Below are 17,906 nucleotides of genomic sequence, written 5' to 3'. Positions count from 1 at the left end.
TGGTCAGCCTTTCACGGTGATCAGGGGCCGCAGTTCCGCCACGGGCGCCGCCATGCCGCTCTCGGCCAGCGTGCGGATGACGGGGCCGATGCCCTTGTAGGCGAAGGGCGCCTCCTGCTTCAGTTCCCGGAGTTTCTGCGCCTGGATGTCCGGACGGGCCCGCCGCCAGTCCAGGGGCGTGACGACCCGGAAGTCACGCAGGAACGCGTGGAACTCATCGTCATGGCCGCGCATCGCCTCCCCCCGGGACCGCAGGCGCCCGGCGCCGTGGCTGGCGCTGCTCAGCGCTTCCGGCAAACCGCGTCCGGCCAGCAGGAAGCTGCTGCCCCCCATGGACCCGGGCACGATCACGGGCTCCCCCGTGAAAGCGAAGGGGGTGCCCTGCATGCCGGCAAAGCCGCGGGCAGGGGTGGCCCCCTTGCGGTGCAGCCAGCCGCCCGCAGGGTCCGGCCAGATGAAGTTGTGCGGGGCGTCGTACAGCAGGCTGGTGCTGGTGCCGGGCAGGTGTTCACTCAGCGCCTGGGCTGCCATGCCGGCGAGGCACAGGCGGTTGACGGCCGCGAAGTTGGCGGCGGCGTTCAGGGCGTCCATGACCGGCTGGTGGGCAGGCCCTCCGTCGCGCACCGGCAGGGCCGCCCACACAGGTTCCTCGGGGAGTGCGGCCTGGGCGACGGTTCGGGCCTGCTGCGCAGCCAGGTGCCCGAAGCCGAGTGAGCCGCTGTGCACCATCACGACCACCTGCCCGGCCTTGAGGTGCCAGTGGTGGGCGGTACTCCTGTCCAGCAGCCGATGCACGTACTGAATCTCCACGAAGTGATTGCCGCCGCCCACCGAGCCGAGCTGCGCGTCATGAGTCAGGTGGTGCGGTTCGCGCAGCCAGTCCAGGTGGGCAGGCACGGACAGAACGGGAAGCTGCCCACCGGCGTGCAGGCGCTGCCGGGCGTCCGCGGGCAGGCTGTCGCGCACCCGGCTCCACAGGCCCGACTGGCCGGGGTGCAGGGGAGTGTCCACCAGAGCCCCGATGCCGGAGCGCAGCACGGCCTCGCGCTGTTTGCCGGTGGTGCTCAGGCGCCGCTGCCCCTGGAAGAACACGCGCCGGAGCGTGTCTTCCAGAGCGTCCAGATGGGGTTCGAGATCATCGCGGGTGAGGGTGGTGGTGTGCAGGCCCATGCCGCAGGCAACGTCGTTGCCGATGGCCTCAGGGAACAGGACCCCTTCGGTGTGCAGGACGGTGCCGACCGGAATGCCGGCGCCCTTGTGAAAATCGGGGGTCAGCGCGACGCGGTGCAGGCGGGCGGGTGGAGTGCGCCCGTGAAGGGTCGGCAGGTGGGTCAGCCTGTCCAGGAACGTGGTCAGCTCCTGGGCGGCGGCGCGCTGCAAGGGCACGTCCGGGGTGGCGAACAGCGTGATGGGACAGTCGAGGGCGTGCGGCAGGGTGAGCTGCGTAGCGCTCACGCGGCGGAAGGGGTGGGACATGATTGTTCCTTGTGCAGTGCGAGAACACGGGTGGCCGGGCACGTGCCCCGGGGCGGAGCGTGCCGTGTCGGCCTGTCTCAGCAGCGGCGACAGGTCAGCAGAAGTGTACGGAGTGTCCCGCCGGAAGGAATCGGCCATGTGGCGCATCGGAGAGCTCCGGCAGGGCGTCGTAGACTCGCCGCATGACTTCGACGGAATTCGAGAAGAAGCTCGCAGGCTACGCGGAACTGCTGGTGCGCACGGGCGTGAACCTGCCCCAGGGCGGGAAGGTGGCGGTGCAGGGCCCGGTGGAGGCGGCGCCGCTGATGCGGCTGGTGGCGCGGGCCGCGTACCGGGCGGGCGCGGCGGACGTGCAGCTGCGCTACGGGGACCAGCATCAGGCGCTGGCGCTGTTCGAGGAGGGCACGGACGAGGCCGTGTCGCACGTGCCGGCGTGGGTGACGCTGGAACGCGAGAAGATGACCGAGGAAGGTTACGCGTTCATCTCGATCACGGGGGACGACCCGAGCCTGCTGGCGGGCGTGAACCCCGAGCGGGTGGCGACGCGCAGCAAGCTGATGGCGCAGGCGTCCCGGCACGTGATGGAGGCGATCAGCGGCATGCACGTGAACTGGACGGTGGCGGCCATGGCGACCCCCGCCTGGGCGCGCGCGGCGTACCCGGACCTGAGCGAGCAGGATGGCGTGGCGAAACTGTGGGAGGACATCTTCCAGGTGACCCGCGCGGACCAGCCGGACCCGGTGGCGGCCTGGGACACGCACCTGGCGGAACTGGAGCGCCTGACGGACTACCTGAACGGCAAGCAGTACGCCGCCATTCACCTGAAGTCCGACCTGGGCACGGACCTGACGGTGGGCCTGGCGGAGAACCACATCTGGCAGGGCGGCGCGGAAACGGCCCGGAACGGCATTCGCGCGGTGCCGAACCTGCCGACCGACGAGGTGTTCACCATGCCGCACCGGGACCGGGTGGAGGGCGTGGCGGTGGCGAGCAAGCCGCTGAGCGTGCGCGGGCAGCTGGTCGAGGGCATCCGCATGCGCTTCGAGCAGGGCCGCGCGGTGGAGGTCAGCGCCTCGCAGGGTGAGGACACCCTGAAGAAACTGCTGGACACCGACGAGGGCGCCGCGCACCTGGGGGAAATCGCGCTGGTCAAGGCGTCCGCGCCGGTCGCGCTGACCGGGACGCTGTTCAAGAACACGCTGTTCGACGAGAACGCCGCGTCGCACATCGCGCTGGGCCGCTGCTACAGCACGAACGTGCAGCACGGCGAGAACGCCGAGGCCCTGAAGGCGGCCGGCGGGAACGACAGCCTGATTCACGTGGACTGGATGATCGGCACGCCCGGCACGGACGTGGACGGCGTGACCGCCAGCGGCGAGCGGGAGCCGCTGATGCGCGGCGGCGAGTGGGTCATCTGAGCCGTCACGTACAATGCCCTTCATGAGCGATTACACCACTGACGGGTTCCAGGCCACGCCGTACCTGAGTGACGAGCGCAAGACCAGCTTCAGCGCCGCCCCGGAACTGGGCGAGGCGATCGAGCCGGGCAAGCAGTACCGCGCCGTGCTGGAGACCAGCAAGGGCCGCATCGTGGTGGAACTGTTCCCCGACGAGGCACCCGAGACGGTGAACAGCTTCGCGTACCTGCTGCGTCACCACTACTACGACGGTATCAAGTTCCACCGCGTGATCGACGGGTTCATGGCGCAGACGGGCGACCCGACCGGCACCGGCATGGGCGGCCCCGGCTACAAGTTCGGGGACGAGTTCGCCGGCAACCCCCACAAGCATGACCGCAAGGGCGTGCTGAGCATGGCGAACGCCGGCCCCGGCACGAACGGCTCGCAGTTCTTCATCACCTTCGTGCCCACCCCGCACCTGGACGGCCGCCACACCGTGTTCGGCCGCGTGGTGGAGGGCCTGGACGTGCTGGACCGCCTGACCCGCATCCAGCCCGGCATGCCCGGCACGCCCGACGTGATCGAGTCCGCTTACCTCGTCGAGAAGTAAGCCCGGACAAAAAAAAGGAGCCCGCCCCGGTCAGATGCCGGGGCGGGTTTCTGCGGTCTGAATGGCCGTTCAGGCGTCGCCGTCCAGCTGGCGGGTGGCGGCGGCGGCGCGGTGCACCAGGGGCATGATGGTCAGGCCCTGCACGGCGATGGTGAACAGCACGATGGCGTACGTGACCGTGACCACGTGCGTGCGGTAGGGCGTCTCCGGCAGGCCCAGCGCGAGGCTGATGGCGATGCCGCCCCGCAACCCGCCCCAGGTGAGCAGGCGCACGGTGTACTCGCTGTACCCCTCGCGGCGGCGCAGGAACCCGAACGGCAGGGCCACGCTGATCCAGCGGGCGGCGAGGGCCACGCCGATCAGCAGGACGCTGGCGGTGATCTGCGCCAGGGTCGTTTCGGTGAGCAGCACGTCCAGGCCGATGAACGTGAACAGCAGGATGTTCAGGACCTTGTCCAGCGTCTCCCAGAAGACCTCCACGTGGTGGAAGGTCGCCTCGGTGAAGGTCGCGGTCTTCACGGCGGACATCACCAGCCCGGCCACGACCATCGCCAGGGGGCCGCTCAGGCCGAGCGCGGCGGCCGTGACGTACCCCGCCACGACGAGTGCGAGGGTAATCAGGATCTCCACCTCGTAGGCGGTGATGGTGCGGATCATGGCGTAGCCCACGGCGCCCAGCGCCGCGCCGAACAGCAGCCCGCCCAGCGCCTCCTGCGCGAACAGGGCCAGCACGGACCCGGCGGTCACGGCTTCCTGCGCGCCGTGCTGCCCCAGTCCGGCGACGCCGGCCAGCGCCAGGAAGATCACCACGCCCACCCCGTCGTTGAACAGGCTCTCCCCGGCGATCAGTGTCTCGATCTTCTTCGGGACCTTGGCGCGTTGCAGCAGGTCCAGCACCGCGACCGGGTCAGTGGGGCTGATCAGCGCGCCGAACAGCAGCGACCACATCAGCGGCACGTCCAGGCCCACCAGCCCGAACACGAAGTGCGCCGCGAACCCGATCACGAACGTGCTGATCAGCGTGCTGAAAAACGCCAGGGTCAGGATGCTGGTCCGCTGCCGCAGCAGCTGCCGGGAATCCAGGCCCAGCGCCCCAGCGAACAGCAGCACGCTCAGGATGCCGTTCAGCACGAAATCCGTGAAGTTCAGGGTGCGCAGCACGCCGCTCATCCAGTCGCGGGCGTCCGGGAAGCCCAGGGCCGCCACTGCGATCATCAGGATGCTTGCCAGCGCGCCCGCCAGCGTGACCCCCACGGTGGTCGGAAAGTGCAGGAAGCGCTCGTTCACGTACGCGAGCAGCGCCGTGACGCCCAGCAGGATGGCGAACGCAGTCAACATGAAGCCCCACTGTACGCCCGGCCCGGCACACGGGAAGCGGGGCGGTCCGGTCACCCGGCCGCCCCGCCCTGAACCCTGCGGTTCAGTCCCGTTCGCGTTCGCGTTCGGCGTTCAGCTGCGCCTGCAGCTGCGCCTGCCGCTGCCGCACGTAATCCTGGTGGAAACGCTGCTCGTCCATCAGGCCGGTCCCGACCGTGAGTTTCCCGGTGGCGAGTTCCCGCATGGCCTGGGTGACCAGGTTGCGGGTGCGCACGCGCTGCTCCACGGGCAGCACGCTGGGGGCGCCGCTGCGCAGCTGCAGGGCGCGTTTGGCCGTCACCACGGACAGGCGGTACTTGCTGTCCGTCATTGAAAGCAGTTTGTCGATATCCCTCTCGGCCATGAAGCCCTCCTGTGAACCGGTGTCTGCCGGTCCGTCCGCCGGACTCCCGTCCGTCGCGTCACGCCACTCCGGCGCGTTCAGCCCCACAGTGTAAACCGCGGGCGGGCCAGGGCGCCAGTCACCCCGTCACCCTGGCGGGCAGCGCATGCATAAACCCCCGCGCGGGGCGGGGGTTTTCTCTGGTGGGTCGTGTAGGAATCGAACCTACAACCCGCTGATTAAGAGTCAGCTGCTCTGCCAATTGAGCTAACGACCCAGAGCGACAGGGAGTATATGGGAGGGGGCCCGGCCTGTCAACCGGGCCGGGCGAGCGCCCACTGCCGGGCGGCGGCGGCCAGGTACAGGCTGCCGGTCACGAGCAGCGTGCCGCCGGGTGGGGTGAGCGTCAGCGCGGTGTTCAGGGCCGCCGCCGGGTCGGGCACGGCCTGCCCTCCGTGCTGCGCGGCGAGGTCCTGTGGAGGGGTGGCAAGGTCGCCGGGTGCGGTGAACACCCGGGTGGCGGTCAGGGGCAGCAGGGGGGCCAGGGTGGCGGGGGTGTCCTTGCGGGCGAGGTTCCCGAAGCACAGCACGTCCACGTGGTCCAGCGCGGCGGCGAGCGCCTGGGCGGCGTGGGGGTTGTGTCCGCCGTCGATCAGGACCGTGCGGCCCTGCACGGTGAAACGTTCCAGCCGGCCGGGGTGGGTGGCGGCCAGCGCGGCCTCGGTCCCCTGCTCATGCCCGAGGGTGCGCAGGGTGGCGAGGGCCAGCGCGGCGTTCTGAAGCTGGTGCGCGCCGGCCAGGGTGGGCGGGTGCGGCACGTGGAACAGCGCGGGGTGCGTGCCGGGCGTGAACAGCGGTGCGCCGGCCTGAGCGGCGACCCCGGCGATGACGTCCAGCGCCTCGCCGGTCGCGGTGGTGAGCAGCGGCACGCCGGGGCGGGCGGCGCCGGCCTTGTCGCCGGCGATGTCCCGGATGGTGGGGCCCAGCGCGGCGGTGTGGTCGAGGTGCACGTTCGTGAGGGCCACGGCGGCCACCGCGTGCAGGGCGTGGGTGGCGTCGCTGGCCCCGCCCACGCCGGCTTCCATCACGGCGACCTGCACGCCGGCCTCCGCGAACGCCTGCGCGGCCAGCGCGAGGGTCAGGTCGAAGAAGGCGGCGTCCGGAGCGTGGGCCTTCGCCCAGGCGATGAACTGCGCGGTGCGCGCCGGCGGGATCTCGCGGCCCTGCACGCGGACGCGTTCCTCGTAGGCGTGCAGGTGGGGGCTGGTGAACTTTCCGGTGCGGACCCCGGCGGCGATCAGGCCGGCTTCCAGCATGGCGGCGGTGCTGCCCTTGCCGTTCGTGCCGATCACGCGCACGCTGCGGAACCCCCGGTCCGGGGCGCCCAGGCGGTCCAGCAGGGCGCGGGCGGGGGCGGGGCCGCGGTCCCGCCCGGCGCGCGTGCGGGCGTACAGCCAGTCGTAATCCGGGGTGGTGGGCGGCGTGGTCACGGGGCCCAGCCCTGTTCGAGCAGGTCGCGGGTTTCGGCCAGGGCGGCCTGCCAGATCAGGTGCATGTCCCGGTCGGGCCGCACGTGCAGTCCGGCGAAGTTCCCGTCCCCGAGCAGGGTGCGGGCCTCACGGGGCGGCAGCTGTTTCAGGCGGGTCAGGTCCACGGCGGCCTTGCGTTCGTCGGGCGGGGTGACGCCGGGCAGACGCGTCCAGGGGAAGTTCTCCATCCAGCTCGCGTGGCTGGCGAGGGGATCGATCTTCTGCACGACCTTCCAGGTGCGGGGCGCATTCCACCAGTTGTGCCACTGCACGCGGGCGCCCGGGTGGGCGGCCAGCCACTCGCCCAGCCAGCCCTGTCCGGGGGCATTGCCGCCGTGGCCGTTCACGATCAGGATGCGGCGGAAGCCGTGGGCGTGCAGGCTGTTCAGGACGTCGCCGAGCAGCGCGACGTACGTGGCGGTGCGCACGGTGACGGTCCCGGGGTACGCCATGAACGACGGCGTGATGCCGTACGGCAGCGTGGGGAACACCGGGATGCCCAGCGGCCCGGCGACCTCCTCGCTCAGGCGCCCGGCGAGGATCGAGTCGGTGGCGAGGCTGAGGGTGGCGTGCTGTTCGGTGCAGCCGAGGGGAAGGACGCAGCGGTCGTCGCGTTGCAGGTACGCCTCGACCATCTGCCAGTTCATGTCCTGAACGCGCATGCCGCCCAGCGTAAGCCATGCGCTGGATGCCGTGCGCGGCCGCGGCGCTCCATGATCCGCGGCATGTACTGGGATCAGGCGCAGGGGGCGGTGCGCTGCGAGTGGGGCGAGGCCGGGGTGCGGCACCTGGGCCCGCAGGCAGACGCGGTGGTGATCGTGGACGTCCTGAGTTTCAGCACCTGCGTGGACGTGGCGCTGGGGCGCGGGGCTGGGGTGCTGCCGTTCCGCTGGCGGGACGGGCGGGCGGCGGCCTTCGCGGCGGCGCGGGGCGCGCGGCTGGCGAGCCCCACCCGGCGCTTCACGGGCGGGCCCAGCCTGTCCCCGGCGTCGCTGCTGGCGCTGGAGGCCGGGGAGCGGCTGGTGCTCCCCTCCCCGAACGGGGGGACGCTGTGCGCGCTGGCCGAGGAACTGCGGCCCGGACACGTGTACGCGGCGTGCCTGCGCAACGCGGCGGCCGTGGCGGCGCACCTGCGGGGGCACCATGGGTGGGGGCACGGCGGGCGCGTGCTGGTCGTGCCGGCCGGGGAGCGCTGGCCGGACGGCACGCTGCGGCCCGCGCTGGAGGACTGGCTGGGGGCAGGCGCGGTCATCGCGGCGCTGGGCGCCCCGGGGTCGCCGGAGGCGCACGCGGCCGCGGAGGCCTTCCGGGACGCGCAGGGGCGTCTGCCGGAGGTGGTGGGCGGGTGCAGTTCCGGGCGGGAACTGCGTCAGCGGGGCTTCGGGGCGGACGTGGCGCTGGCGGCGCAGGTGAACGCGAGCCTGTGTGTCCCGCGCCTGCAGACGGGAGAATTCCGGCCCGTACACTGAGGGCCGTGATGAGTCAGCCGAGTGGGCAGGGGCCGCAGGTGGGCGTGGTGATGGGCTCCCGGAGCGATTTCGAGACGATGCAGGGGGCCCTGGAGGTCCTGGCGGACCTGGGCGTGGCGTACGAGGTGCGGGTCCTGTCGGCGCACCGCACGCCGCACCTGCTGCCCACGTACGCGGCCCGCGCGGAGCGGCTGAACCTGAGCTGCATCATCGCGGGGGCAGGCGGCGCGGCGCACCTGCCGGGCATGCTGGCGGCGTTCACGCGGGTGCCGGTGCTGGGCGTGCCGGTGCAGTCCCGGGCGCTGAGCGGCGTGGACAGCCTGCACAGCATCGTGCAGATGCCGGCCGGGGTGCCGGTGGCGACCTTCGCGATCGGGGCGGCCGGCGCGAGGAACGCCGCGCTGTTCGCCGCGGCGATGCTGGCGACCACGGACGGCGCGGTGCGGGAGCGCCTGGACGCCTACCGGGCGCGGCAGACGCAGGCGGTGCTGGACGATCCGCACTTCGACGGGCACCCGCAGGCGGGGACGGAATGACCGGCCGGGCGGAGACGGCGCCCACGCTGGGCATCCTGGGCGGCGGGCAGCTGGCGCAGATGCTGGCCCTGGCCGCCCTGCCGCTGGGCGTGCGGGTGACCGTGCTGGAACCGGACGCGCAGGCCCCGGCGCGGCTGTGCGCCAAGCACCTGCCCGCCCCGTACACCGACCCGGCCGGGCTGGACGCCCTGGCCGCGTGCGACGCGGTGACGCTGGAGTTCGAGAACGTGCCGGTGGAGGCGCTGGACGCCCTGCGGGGCCGCGTGCCGGTCCGGCCGGGGGCGGGCGTGCTGGCGCGCAGCAAGCACCGCGCCCGGGAGAAGGAAGCCCTGCGCGCCGCGGGCGTGCAGACCGCGCCCTTCGTGGTGCTGGAAAGCGGGGCGGACCTGAGCGGGGCGCTGGCGCGCGTGGGCGGGCAGGGCCTGCTCAAAACCAGTGAACTGGGGTACGACGGCAAGGGCCAGGCACGCGTGACCAGCGACGACGCCCTCCAGGCCGCCTGGGACGGGGTGGGCCGCGTGCCGTGCGTGCTGGAGGGCCTGGTGCCGTTCGATCGGGAGGTGTCGCTGGCGGTGGCCCGCACCCCGGACGGGCAGGTGGCGTTCGGGCCGCTGGTGGAGAACGTGCACCGGAACGGCATCCTGCGCACCAGCGTGTTCCCGGCGAACGTGCCCGACGGCACCGAGGCGCGGGCCCGCGACCTCGCCCGGGCGGTGGCGGACGCCTGGGCGCTGGAGGGCCTGATCACCCTGGAATTCTTCGTGCTGCCGGATGGGGAACTGGTGGTCAATGAGGTGGCGCCGCGGGTGCACAACAGCGGGCACCTCACGCAGGACGGCGGCGGGGTCAGCCAGTTCGAGGCGCAGGTGCGGGCGGTGCTGGGCCTGCCGCTGGCCGACTGGCGGCCCCTGCACCCCTGCGCGATGGTGAACGACGTGGGCGCCGCCGACCCGGACGCGACCCCCGACTGGGCGGGCATCGACGCGCTGCCGGGCACGCGCGTGCACCGCTACCACAAGGCGCGCCGGCCCGGGCGGAAGGTGGGACACGTGAACGTGGTCGCCCCGGACCCGGCCACGCTGCGGGAACGGCTGGCGGCGCTGGAGGCGCTGATTCCATGAAGTCCGTCTGGGAGGGCGTGCTGGGGGACGTGCTGCGGGCCGCGTCGGGGGCGCGGCCCACGCCGGGCGGCGGAAGCACCGCCGGGATCGGCGCGGCGTTCGGCGCGGGCCTGATCCTGATGGCGCTGCGCATCACCGTGCAGAAAACCCCGGACCGCGCCGCTGACCTCGGCCCGCAAATCGCGGCGCTGGAGGACGTGCAGGCCCGCATGCAGACGCTCACGGACGAGGACGTGCGGGTGTTCCGGGCCTTCGTGGACGCCACCCGCCAGCCGGAGGAGAAGCGGGCCGCGGCGCTGGACGAGGCGGCGCAGGCGGCCCGGGACACGCCGCTGGCCCTGGCGCGTGCCTGCCTGGACGCGATGAGGCGAGGCGCGGCCGTACTGGAGGCCGTGCACGCCGAGGTGGTCAGCGACGTGGGCGCGGGGGTGTTCCTGCTGCGCGGCGCGCTGGACGCCGCCGCCCTGACCGTGCGCATCAACCTGCGGCCCGTGCCCGCCCCGGACCGGACGGAGTGGGACGCTGCCCTGAGCACCCTGGAAACCGAGGCGCAGGCAGTCAGTGAGACGGTCCGGGCGGGCTGCGCGGCGCGGCTGGCCGCTCCCCTGGAGCATTAACGTCCCCGCAAGAACGCGCAACCCTTCCGCAAGCCGCGCTGAAGTGAGCATCAGGGCCCCCTCACCGGGCGTCAGACGCGCGTGCCTAGCCTGGGGGCGTGAAGCGTTTCCTGCCGCCCCTGGTTTCCGCCCTGACGCTGGCCCTGCTGGCCTCCGCGCAGGCCGCCCCGGCCTTCCAGCTGGTTCTGAAGGCCAGCGAGCAGAAGATCCAGAAGGGCGAGGTCACCACGCACCCCATCACGAAAACCTGGACGGTGCCCGCTCAGCACGTCGCCCGCACGAAGAAGTACGGGAAGGTCACCAGTAACCTCACGCCGCTGCTGAACCAGATCGAGCGGCAGGTCAACGCCCGCAAGCCCCTGCCCGCCACCTTCCGCAACGTGAAGGGCAGCTGGATCGCCACCGACCAGAACGGCTGGACCTTCGACCGGGACGGCACCAAGGCCAACCTCCTGAAGGCCATCAAGAGTGGTAAGGGTACCGCGCAGGTCGCGTACAAGCTGAACAAGCCGCAGCGGAGCGTTCAGCTGCTCGCTCAGCGGGGCGTGCTGTGGCACGTCGCCACCGGCAGCAGCAGCTACGCCGGCAGCCCCGCGTTCCGCGAGAAGAACATCCTGGTCGGCGCGAGCAAGCTGGACAACTTCTTCATCGCGCCTGGGCACGTCTTCGACTTCAACGAGGAGATCGGGCAGATCGACGCCAGCACCGGCTTCGTCAAGGGCTTCGTGATCAGCGGCGGCACCCTGGCAAAAGAGGACGGCGGCGGCATCTGCCAGGTGAGCACCACCATCTTCCGCGGGCTGTACAAAGCCGGCCTGCCCATCGTGGAACGCCACGAGCACAGCCACCGCGTGAAGTACTACGACCCGGTGGGTTTCGAGGCGACCGTGTACGCCCCCGCGAAGAACCTGCGCATGAAAAACGACACCGGCAAGCACCTGTTCATCCAGGCCGGCTGGGACCGCTCGGCGCAGACCCTGCGCTTCGACGTGTTCGGCGCGAACACCGGCCGCACCGTGAACATCAGCAAGCCCGTCATCACGAACTTCAAGGCGGCTAAGAAACCCAGCTACACCGCCGACCAGAGCGTCCGACCCGGCGCGCGCCGCCTGCTGGACACCCCCATGCAGGGCATGACCAGCGTGCTCACCCGCACCATCAAACAGGGCGGCAAGGTGATCAGCAAGGACACCCTGAAAAGCGTCTACGAACCCTGGGGCGCGGTGTACGGCGTGCACCCCAAGGACAAGCGCCTGAAGTGACCCGCGCTTCACGTTCGCTTTCGGTCTGACAGTCTGGGGCGCCGGGGCATGCTGTGATGCAGGCATGAAGACGGTGCTGGTCACAGGAGCAAGCGGATTCGTGGGCCGGGCCATCGTGGCCGAACTGCTGCGGCGCGGGCACGGCGTGGTCGCCGCCTCCCGACGGGGCCAGAGCGTGGGCGGCGCGCCCGGCGTCCCCCTGGACGTCACGGACGCCGACGCCACCCGCCGCACCCTGCGGGACGTCCGGCCGGACGCCGTGGTGCACCTCGTCGGCATCATCCAGGAAAAAGGCGACCAGACCTTCGCCCGGGTGCACGTGGACGGCACCCGCAACGTCCTGAACGCCACGCCGCGCGGCGCGCCCTTCATCCACATGAGCGCGCTGGGCGCCGGCGGCATCCCCGGCAGCCGCTACAGCGTCACCAAGGGCCAGGCCGAGGGCCTCGTGGAACACAGCGGCCTGCCCTGGACGGTGTTCCGCCCCAGCCTGATCTTCGGGGTGGGCGACGATTTCTTCGGGCGGGTGCTGCGGCAGCTCGTCAGCACCGCCCCGGTCGTGCCGCAGATCGGGGACGGCACCTTCCCCTTCCGGCCCGTCAGCGTGGAGGACGTCGCCGCGGCCTTCACGCAGGCACTGGAACGGCCGCACACCGGCGGGAAATCCTACGCCCTGACCGGCCCGGAAGAATTCACGTTCCGGCAGCTGCTGGACCTGGAACTCGCCGCGCTGGGCAAGAAAAAACCCATCGTGCCCGTCCCGCTCCCGCTGATGGACGTGGCCGTGCCCCTGATGCAGGTGCTGCCCAGCCCACCCATCACCCGCGACCAGTACGCCATGCTCAAGGCCGGCAACACCGCCCCGAACGACGCCGCCCGCGCCGCCTTCGACCTGCCCATGCTGCGCCTCCAGGACCGCCTGCCCCTCATCGTGAAACGCTGAGTTCCGAATGGCCGCCCAGCGCTGCCAGGAAGGCTTTCGGGTCGTCCAGGTGCAGACACACCCGGCTGGTCTCCAGAGTCTTCCCGAACAGGCCGTGCACCGTGACCGGCCGGGCGAAGGTCAGGGTCACGTTCAGGACCGATTGGGAGAGCAGGTCGCGGGCGAGGTTCAGGGCGTCGGCGTCCTGCGCCGGGTCGTGGGGCCGAGCTTCCTGCACGTTGGCGACGGGAGTGCTGGCCGTCCAGTGCAGACCGGTGCGGAGGTACAGGCGGCGGTAGGACACCGTGACCGGCCGGGTGGTCAGGGCGCGGGCGTACGCGAAAAGCCACACGGTGCTGACGGCGTTCAGGCCCAGGTGCCACAGGGCCGCCGTGTGGAACCTCTCGACCAGCAGGAAGTGCACGGGCAGGCTTTCCATGACGGTCAGGAAGGTAAGGAGGGTCAGGGTGGCGCCGGCGGTGCTGCCGCGGCGCGTGCCGAAATGCCGGCCGTCCGGGAGGGCGGGGCGCCGGAACAGCCCACGCCACAGTAGGACGTCGGACAGAACCATCCGGGCCAGGCGGGGCGTGGGGGTCAGCCGTTCCCAGTAGGCATAGGCGCGTTCCAGATCGTCCAGTTCGGCGTACCCGGCGGGCAGGGGCTGTCGCAGACCCCGCAGGAGCGTGAAGATGCCGGCCCCGACGCCCAGGAGTTCCAGCCACAGGACCTGCCGCACGGCGGGGAAGGCGAGGGCGACGATCAGCACCCCGCGTAGCAGGATGCCCAGCGTGGCGTGGAGCCGGCGGTCCGGGCGTGGGGTGGTGAACCAGTACAGGAACGCAGTGCTGACGGTCGCGTCGAACAGGACAGCGGAGATCAGCAGCCGGCGTTCGGCGTCGGAGGTCGCGGTGGGCATCAACAGCACGGCCAGGAGGGTGAGGGCGACGGGCAGCAGCCAGGCAAGACGGGTGGGGAACGGAACCGCTTTCAGACGCATCATCATGGGAAGCCTCCGGGCACAGCCAATCTGGTGAATTGATTCACTTTAGTGGCTTGCTAGCTCCCGGTCTGCAACTGCCCCAGGCACAGCGCTGCCCTGAAGGCCCGCGTCTATCCCTCCGGTTGTGCCTTTCCCTCTCCATGCGCGTCTTGAAGTTTGCGCCAGCGTTCGGCGACGCGCTGTTCCCAGCCTTCGCCGGTGGGGGTGTACAGGTCGAGGTGCACGCCGTCAGGCAGGTAGTTCTGCCGGAAGCTGCCGGCGGGGTCGTCGAAGTAGTAGGCGTAGCCCTGGCCGTAGCCCTGCTGGCGCATGAGGCCGGTGGGGGCGTTGCGCAGGTGCAGCGGCACGGGCAGTGTCTCCCCTTCCTGCACGGCGCTCACGGCGCGTTTCCAGGCGGTGTACACGCTGTTGCTCTTGGGGGCCAGCGCGAGGTACACGACGGCCTGCGCCAGGGCCAGGTCGCCTTCGGGGCTGCCGAGGAAGTCGGCGGTGTCGCGGGCGGCGATGGCAAGGCGCAGGGCCTGCGGGTCGGCGAGGCCGATGTCCTCGGCGGCCATGCGCACGATGCGCCGGGCGACGTACAGGGGGTCGGCGCCGCCCTGAAGCATGCGGGCCAGCCAGTACAGGCTGGCGTCCACGTGGGAGCCGCGCACGCTCTTGTGCAGGGCGCTGATCAGGTTGAAGAAGTCCTCGCCGTTCTTGTCCATCTGCGGCAGGTGCCGGCCGAACGCCTCCGTAATGGCCTCCGGCGTGACGGGGTTGGCGAGGGTGCTGGCGACTTCCAGGGTGGACAGGGCGCGGCGGGCGTCGCCCTCGGCGAGCCGGGCGGTGAGGTCCAGCGCCTCAGGCTGGGCGGTGACGCCGGGCAGGCCGCGCTCGTCGGTGAGGGCGCGGTCCAGCAGGGCGCGGGTCTCGTCGTGCGTGAGGGCCTGGAGGACCAGGGTGCGGGCACGGCTGCGCAGGGCGGGATTCACCTCGAAGCTGGGGTTCTCGGTGGTGGCGCCGATCAGGGTGAGCAGCCCGGATTCCACGTGGGGCAGCAGGGCGTCCTGCTGGGCCTTGTTGAAGCGGTGAATCTCGTCGAGGAAGAGGATGGTGCGCTGCCCGCGGGCGCGCAGGCGTTCGGCCTCGGTGACGGCCTCGCGGACGTCCTTGACGCCGGCGGTGACGGCCGAGAGGGGGATGAAGTGCGCGCCGACCTCGCCGGCCAGCAGTCTGGCGAGGGTGGTCTTGCCCACGCCGGGGGGCCCCCAGAGGATCAGGCTGCCGAGCCGTCCGGATTCCAGGACCCGGGTGAGGGGTTTGCCGGGCCCGAGCAGGTGTGTCTGGCCCACGACCTCGTGCACGGTGCGGGGCCGCAGGCGTTCGGCCAGGGGGGCGGGCGGGTCGAACAGCGTCACTTGTGCAGCATAGGTCTGGCCGCGAAAGCGCGGTGAGGTGCGGGGTGGGACTCCGCTCATGTCCGCGCCAGTCCCTAGAATCCCGGCATGCAGACTGTTCAGGAAGCGATGCGGGCCCACCGGTCCATCCGCACGTTCACGCCGGAGCCCGTGCCGGACGCGGTGGTCCGCGAGGTGCTGGAAGAGGCGATCGCGGGCGGGTCGTCGTCGGGGAACCTGAACAGCTATTCGGTGATTCTCACGCGGGACGCGGCCCGGAAGGAGGCGCTGTACCGGCTGCACGCCGAGCAGGAAATGGTGCGGGAGGCGCCGGTGGTGCTGACCTTCTGCGCGGACTGGTTCCGCACGCGCGAGTGGTTGCGGCTGCGGGGCGCGCGGGACAACTTCAACAACCTGCTGGGGTACCACGTGGCGGCGTTCGACGCGATGATCGTGGCGCAGAACGTGGCGCTGGCGTTCGAGGCGCGCGGGTACGGCCTGTGTTACCTGGGCACCACCCTGAACTCCATGCGCGGCATCGCGGAACTGCTGGAGTTGCCGGAGACGTGCGTGCCGGTCACGACGCTGGTGGTGGGCGTCCCGGCGGAGAACCCCGCGAAACGCGACCGGCTGCCGCTGGCGGCGTTCCTGCACGAGGAGACGTACCGCCGGCCGGACACCGCGGAGCTGGAGGCGCTGTACCGCGAGCGCGAGGTGAAGGGCTGGGCGCGGTACATGGCGCACCCGGAGTTGCGCGCGCGGATCGAGGAGGGCGGCATCACGTCGCTGGCGGAGTTCTACACCAGCCGCTTCAAGTACGACCCGGACGTGCACGTGCCGCAGTCCGCGGAGTTGCAGGCGTTCCTGGCAGAGAAGGGTTTCCTACCGCGGGGGTGAGGGCCCGCTGAGCGCCGCGCCTCTGGTGGGACCCGGGGCGGGCGCCTAGGCTGGGGCATGGACTTTCAGGCGCAGGTGCGGGCGGCGGGCTTCCCGGAGGACGTGCAGGTCACGGTGCGGCCGGACGGTGGGGACCAAGTGTTCCGGGCGGTGGGGCACGGCACCGGCGCGGAGCTGCGCCTGACGGCCGAGGCGGTGCGGATGTACGGCGAGGGCCCGGCCACGGCGGCCGCGCTGACGCAGCTGCGCAAGGCGGTGGAGGCGGGGTTGCCGCCGCTGGGTGCGGACGGCGTGGCGGCGCACCTGACCTTCCTGGGGGACTGAGCCGGGGGGCGCGTGCCGGGACCCCTCGCCCCGAAACGTCCCCGGGACCCGGACGGGAAGGAAGCGGTTCCGGTACGCTTTTCGTATGACGGACACCGCTTCCGCGCCCCTGCGGCGCACTCCGCTCCATGCCGCGCACCTGAAGGCCGGGGCCCGGATGGTCCCTTTCGGCGGGTGGGACATGCCCGTGCAGTACGCCGGCCTGAAGGCCGAGCATGAGGCCGTGCGCACCGGCGCCGGGGTGTTCGACGTGTCGCACATGGGGGAATTCCGCGTGACCGGCCCGGACGCCCTGGCCTTCCTGCAGCACGTCACGCCGAACGACGTGAGCAAGATCAGGCCCGGCCGCGCGCAGTACAACTGGCTGCCCAATGACCGCGGCGGCCTGGTGGACGACATCTACATCTACCGCGTGGCGGACAGCGAATTCCTGGTGGTCGTGAACGCCAGCAACATCGAGAAGGACTGGGCGCACCTGAATGCCCTGAAGGGCAGCTTCGACGTGCAGCTCACGAACGAATCCGACCAGTGGGCGTTGCTGGCCGTGCAGGGCCCCCAGGCGGCCGAACGGCTCGCCGCGCACGCCACCCCGGACCTGCTCGCGCCGAAGAAGAACGCGTACTTCGCCGGCACGCTGTTCGGGATGGACGTGCACTTCGCCCGCACCGGGTACACCGGCGAGGACGGCTACGAGGTCTTCGTGCCCGCCGATCAGGCTGAGGCGCTGTGGGAGAAACTGCTGGAAACCGGCATTCAGCCCGCCGGGCTGGGCGCCCGCGACACCCTGCGCCTGGAAGCCGGGTTCCCGCTGTACGGGCACGAGTTCAGTGACGACCTGCACCCCCTCAGCACCCACTACACCTGGGTCGCCAAGGACAAGGCCCACCACGGCCGCGAGGGCCTGCAAAGCGCCCCCACGCAGAAACTCATCGGCCTGAAGCTGGAGAAGGTGCCGGTCCGCGAGGGCTACCCCGTGAAGCAGGGCGGCCGCGTCGTGGGGCACGTGACCAGCGGCAGCAGCAGCCCCAGCCTGGGCCACCCGATCGCCATGGCCCTGGTCGAGGCGGGCGCCGCCGAAGCCGACACCTTCGAGGTGGAGGTGCGCGGCAAGGACCACCCCGCCACCCGCACCGACGTGCCCTTCTACCGCCCCTGACCCCGCCGGAACGCAAGTCGCGCGACGGTGTCCGGCGCGAAACGCCCTAGCATCAGCACAGTTCTGCCCCACCAAGGAGAAGACGCATGACGAACCCCACCACCCTGAAATACGCCGCTTCCCACGAATGGCTCGCCTCCGACGGCAAGGTCGGCATCACCCACCACGCCCAGGAACAGCTCGGCGACGTGGTGTACGTGGAACTGCCCGAAGTCGGCCGTGAAGTCACCGCCGGGGAGGCCGTGGCGGTCGTGGAGTCCGTGAAGACGGCCAGCGACATCTACGCGCCCGCCAGCGGCCGCATCATCGCCGTGAACGACGAGCTGGGCAACAGCCCGGAACTCGTGAACAGCGGTCCCTTCGAGGCCGGGTGGCTGTTCCAGCTGGAAGTCAGCGAGGAGAACACCGACCTGCTGGACGCCGCCGCGTACGAAGCCCAGGCCGACCACTAACCCCGACCCCCTGCCGTGAGCGATGGGCCAGGAGCCGGGCAAGGGCGACGGCTGATG

At 71.4% G+C, this 17,906-nt stretch carries 19 protein-coding genes and 1 tRNA gene; 12 read left to right on the top strand and 8 right to left on the bottom strand.

From position 1 onward, the window contains the following. Positions 1-3 precede the first annotated feature (3 nt). On the bottom strand, positions 4-1,476 hold the full coding sequence (locus DFI_RS01600; protein ID WP_051308001.1) for an RtcB family protein: 1,473 nt from the start codon (positions 1,474-1,476) through the stop codon (positions 4-6). A 182-nt stretch (positions 1,477-1,658) separates the two neighbouring features. On the opposite strand from DFI_RS01600, the gene DFI_RS01595 reads away from it, so the two are divergent. Together DFI_RS01595 and DFI_RS01590 are read left to right on the top strand one after the other, a co-directional pair. Then, entirely contained in the window at positions 1,659-2,894 is a 1,236-nt protein-coding gene (locus tag DFI_RS01595) for an aminopeptidase (RefSeq protein ID WP_027463507.1), read from the top strand. 22 nt (positions 2,895-2,916) lie between these two features. Beyond that, positions 2,917-3,486, top strand: coding sequence for a peptidylprolyl isomerase (locus DFI_RS01590; protein WP_022800435.1), 570 nt, complete (start codon positions 2,917-2,919; stop codon positions 3,484-3,486). 69 nt (positions 3,487-3,555) lie between these two features. On the opposite strand, the gene DFI_RS01585 is transcribed toward DFI_RS01590, so the two are convergent. The 5 genes from DFI_RS01585 to DFI_RS01565 form a co-directional block, all read right to left on the bottom strand. Beyond that, positions 3,556-4,824 carry a cation:proton antiporter gene (locus DFI_RS01585; protein WP_027463509.1) on the bottom strand — a complete coding sequence of 423 codons (1,269 nt, stop codon included), beginning with the start codon at positions 4,822-4,824 and terminating at the stop codon, positions 3,556-3,558. Between the two features lie 82 nt (positions 4,825-4,906). After that, positions 4,907-5,206, bottom strand: coding sequence for a DNA-directed RNA polymerase subunit omega (gene rpoZ, locus DFI_RS01580; RefSeq protein ID WP_027463510.1), 300 nt, complete (start codon positions 5,204-5,206; stop codon positions 4,907-4,909). Positions 5,207-5,386: 180 nt separating this feature from the next. Continuing rightward, positions 5,387-5,462, bottom strand: a tRNA-Lys gene (locus DFI_RS01575). 37 nt (positions 5,463-5,499) lie between these two features. Further along, positions 5,500-6,675, bottom strand: a complete 1,176-nt coding sequence (locus DFI_RS01570) for a glutamate ligase domain-containing protein (protein ID WP_027463511.1) — start codon at positions 6,673-6,675, stop codon at positions 5,500-5,502. Beyond that, the gene (locus DFI_RS01565) at positions 6,672-7,376 is read right to left on the bottom strand and encodes a creatininase family protein (RefSeq protein WP_027463512.1); all 705 of its coding nucleotides are present in this window, start codon (positions 7,374-7,376) and stop codon (positions 6,672-6,674) included. The genes DFI_RS01570 and DFI_RS01565 overlap by 4 nt, the downstream gene beginning before the upstream one ends. A 63-nt stretch (positions 7,377-7,439) precedes the next feature. Here DFI_RS01565 and DFI_RS01560 point away from each other — a divergent pair, with 63 nt between their 5' ends. From DFI_RS01560 to DFI_RS01535, 6 genes are all read left to right on the top strand, one after another. Next, positions 7,440-8,183 (top strand): 2-phosphosulfolactate phosphatase, encoded by a 744-nt coding sequence (locus tag DFI_RS01560; RefSeq protein ID WP_051308003.1) that lies wholly within the window; start codon positions 7,440-7,442, stop codon positions 8,181-8,183. An 8-nt stretch (positions 8,184-8,191) separates the two neighbouring features. Then, positions 8,192-8,719, top strand: a complete 528-nt coding sequence (purE, locus tag DFI_RS01555; RefSeq protein ID WP_043778788.1) for a 5-(carboxyamino)imidazole ribonucleotide mutase — start codon at positions 8,192-8,194, stop codon at positions 8,717-8,719. Further along, positions 8,716-9,840 (top strand): 5-(carboxyamino)imidazole ribonucleotide synthase, encoded by a 1,125-nt coding sequence (purK, locus tag DFI_RS01550; protein WP_027463514.1) that lies wholly within the window; start codon positions 8,716-8,718, stop codon positions 9,838-9,840. Before purE ends, purK begins: the two co-directional genes overlap by 4 nt. Beyond that, positions 9,837-10,457 (top strand): cyclodeaminase/cyclohydrolase family protein, encoded by a 621-nt coding sequence (locus tag DFI_RS01545; protein WP_051308006.1) that lies wholly within the window; start codon positions 9,837-9,839, stop codon positions 10,455-10,457. The genes purK and DFI_RS01545 overlap by 4 nt, the downstream gene beginning before the upstream one ends. A 98-nt stretch (positions 10,458-10,555) precedes the next feature. Beyond that, positions 10,556-11,719, top strand: a complete 1,164-nt coding sequence (locus DFI_RS01540) for a VanW family protein (protein ID WP_027463515.1) — start codon at positions 10,556-10,558, stop codon at positions 11,717-11,719. A 64-nt stretch (positions 11,720-11,783) separates the two neighbouring features. Continuing rightward, the gene (locus tag DFI_RS01535; protein WP_027463516.1) at positions 11,784-12,662 is read left to right on the top strand and encodes a complex I NDUFA9 subunit family protein; all 879 of its coding nucleotides are present in this window, start codon (positions 11,784-11,786) and stop codon (positions 12,660-12,662) included. On the opposite strand, the gene DFI_RS01530 is transcribed toward DFI_RS01535, so the two are convergent. Together DFI_RS01530 and DFI_RS01525 are read right to left on the bottom strand one after the other, a co-directional pair. Continuing rightward, positions 12,646-13,644, bottom strand: a complete 999-nt coding sequence (locus DFI_RS01530) for a hypothetical protein (protein ID WP_027463517.1) — start codon at positions 13,642-13,644, stop codon at positions 12,646-12,648. The genes DFI_RS01535 and DFI_RS01530 overlap by 17 nt on opposite strands. Positions 13,645-13,751: 107 nt before the next feature. Next, positions 13,752-15,041, bottom strand: a complete 1,290-nt coding sequence (locus DFI_RS01525; protein ID WP_027463518.1) for a replication-associated recombination protein A — start codon at positions 15,039-15,041, stop codon at positions 13,752-13,754. Between the two features lie 87 nt (positions 15,042-15,128). Between DFI_RS01525 and DFI_RS01520 the strand changes: the two genes are divergently transcribed. From DFI_RS01520 to gcvH, 4 genes are all read left to right on the top strand, one after another. Continuing rightward, on the top strand, positions 15,129-15,917 hold the full coding sequence (locus DFI_RS01520) for a nitroreductase family protein (RefSeq protein ID WP_027463519.1): 789 nt from the start codon (positions 15,129-15,131) through the stop codon (positions 15,915-15,917). A gap of 57 nt (positions 15,918-15,974) precedes the next feature. Next, on the top strand, positions 15,975-16,241 hold the full coding sequence (locus tag DFI_RS01515; RefSeq protein WP_027463520.1) for a hypothetical protein: 267 nt from the start codon (positions 15,975-15,977) through the stop codon (positions 16,239-16,241). An 85-nt stretch (positions 16,242-16,326) separates the two neighbouring features. Next, positions 16,327-17,397, top strand: coding sequence for a glycine cleavage system aminomethyltransferase GcvT (gcvT, locus tag DFI_RS01510; RefSeq protein ID WP_027463521.1), 1,071 nt, complete (start codon positions 16,327-16,329; stop codon positions 17,395-17,397). A gap of 86 nt (positions 17,398-17,483) precedes the next feature. Beyond that, complete coding sequence (gene gcvH, locus DFI_RS01505) at positions 17,484-17,849, top strand: glycine cleavage system protein GcvH (RefSeq protein WP_027463522.1); 366 nt, start codon at positions 17,484-17,486, stop codon at positions 17,847-17,849. The last annotated feature ends 57 nt before the right edge of the window (positions 17,850-17,906 follow it).

It is taken from the genome of Deinococcus ficus, assembly GCF_003444775.1.
Classification (GTDB): domain Bacteria; phylum Deinococcota; class Deinococci; order Deinococcales; family Deinococcaceae; genus Deinococcus; species Deinococcus ficus.
The sequence above is the reverse complement of the archived record's forward strand: the minus strand, read 5'-3'. Positions and strand labels throughout refer to the sequence as shown.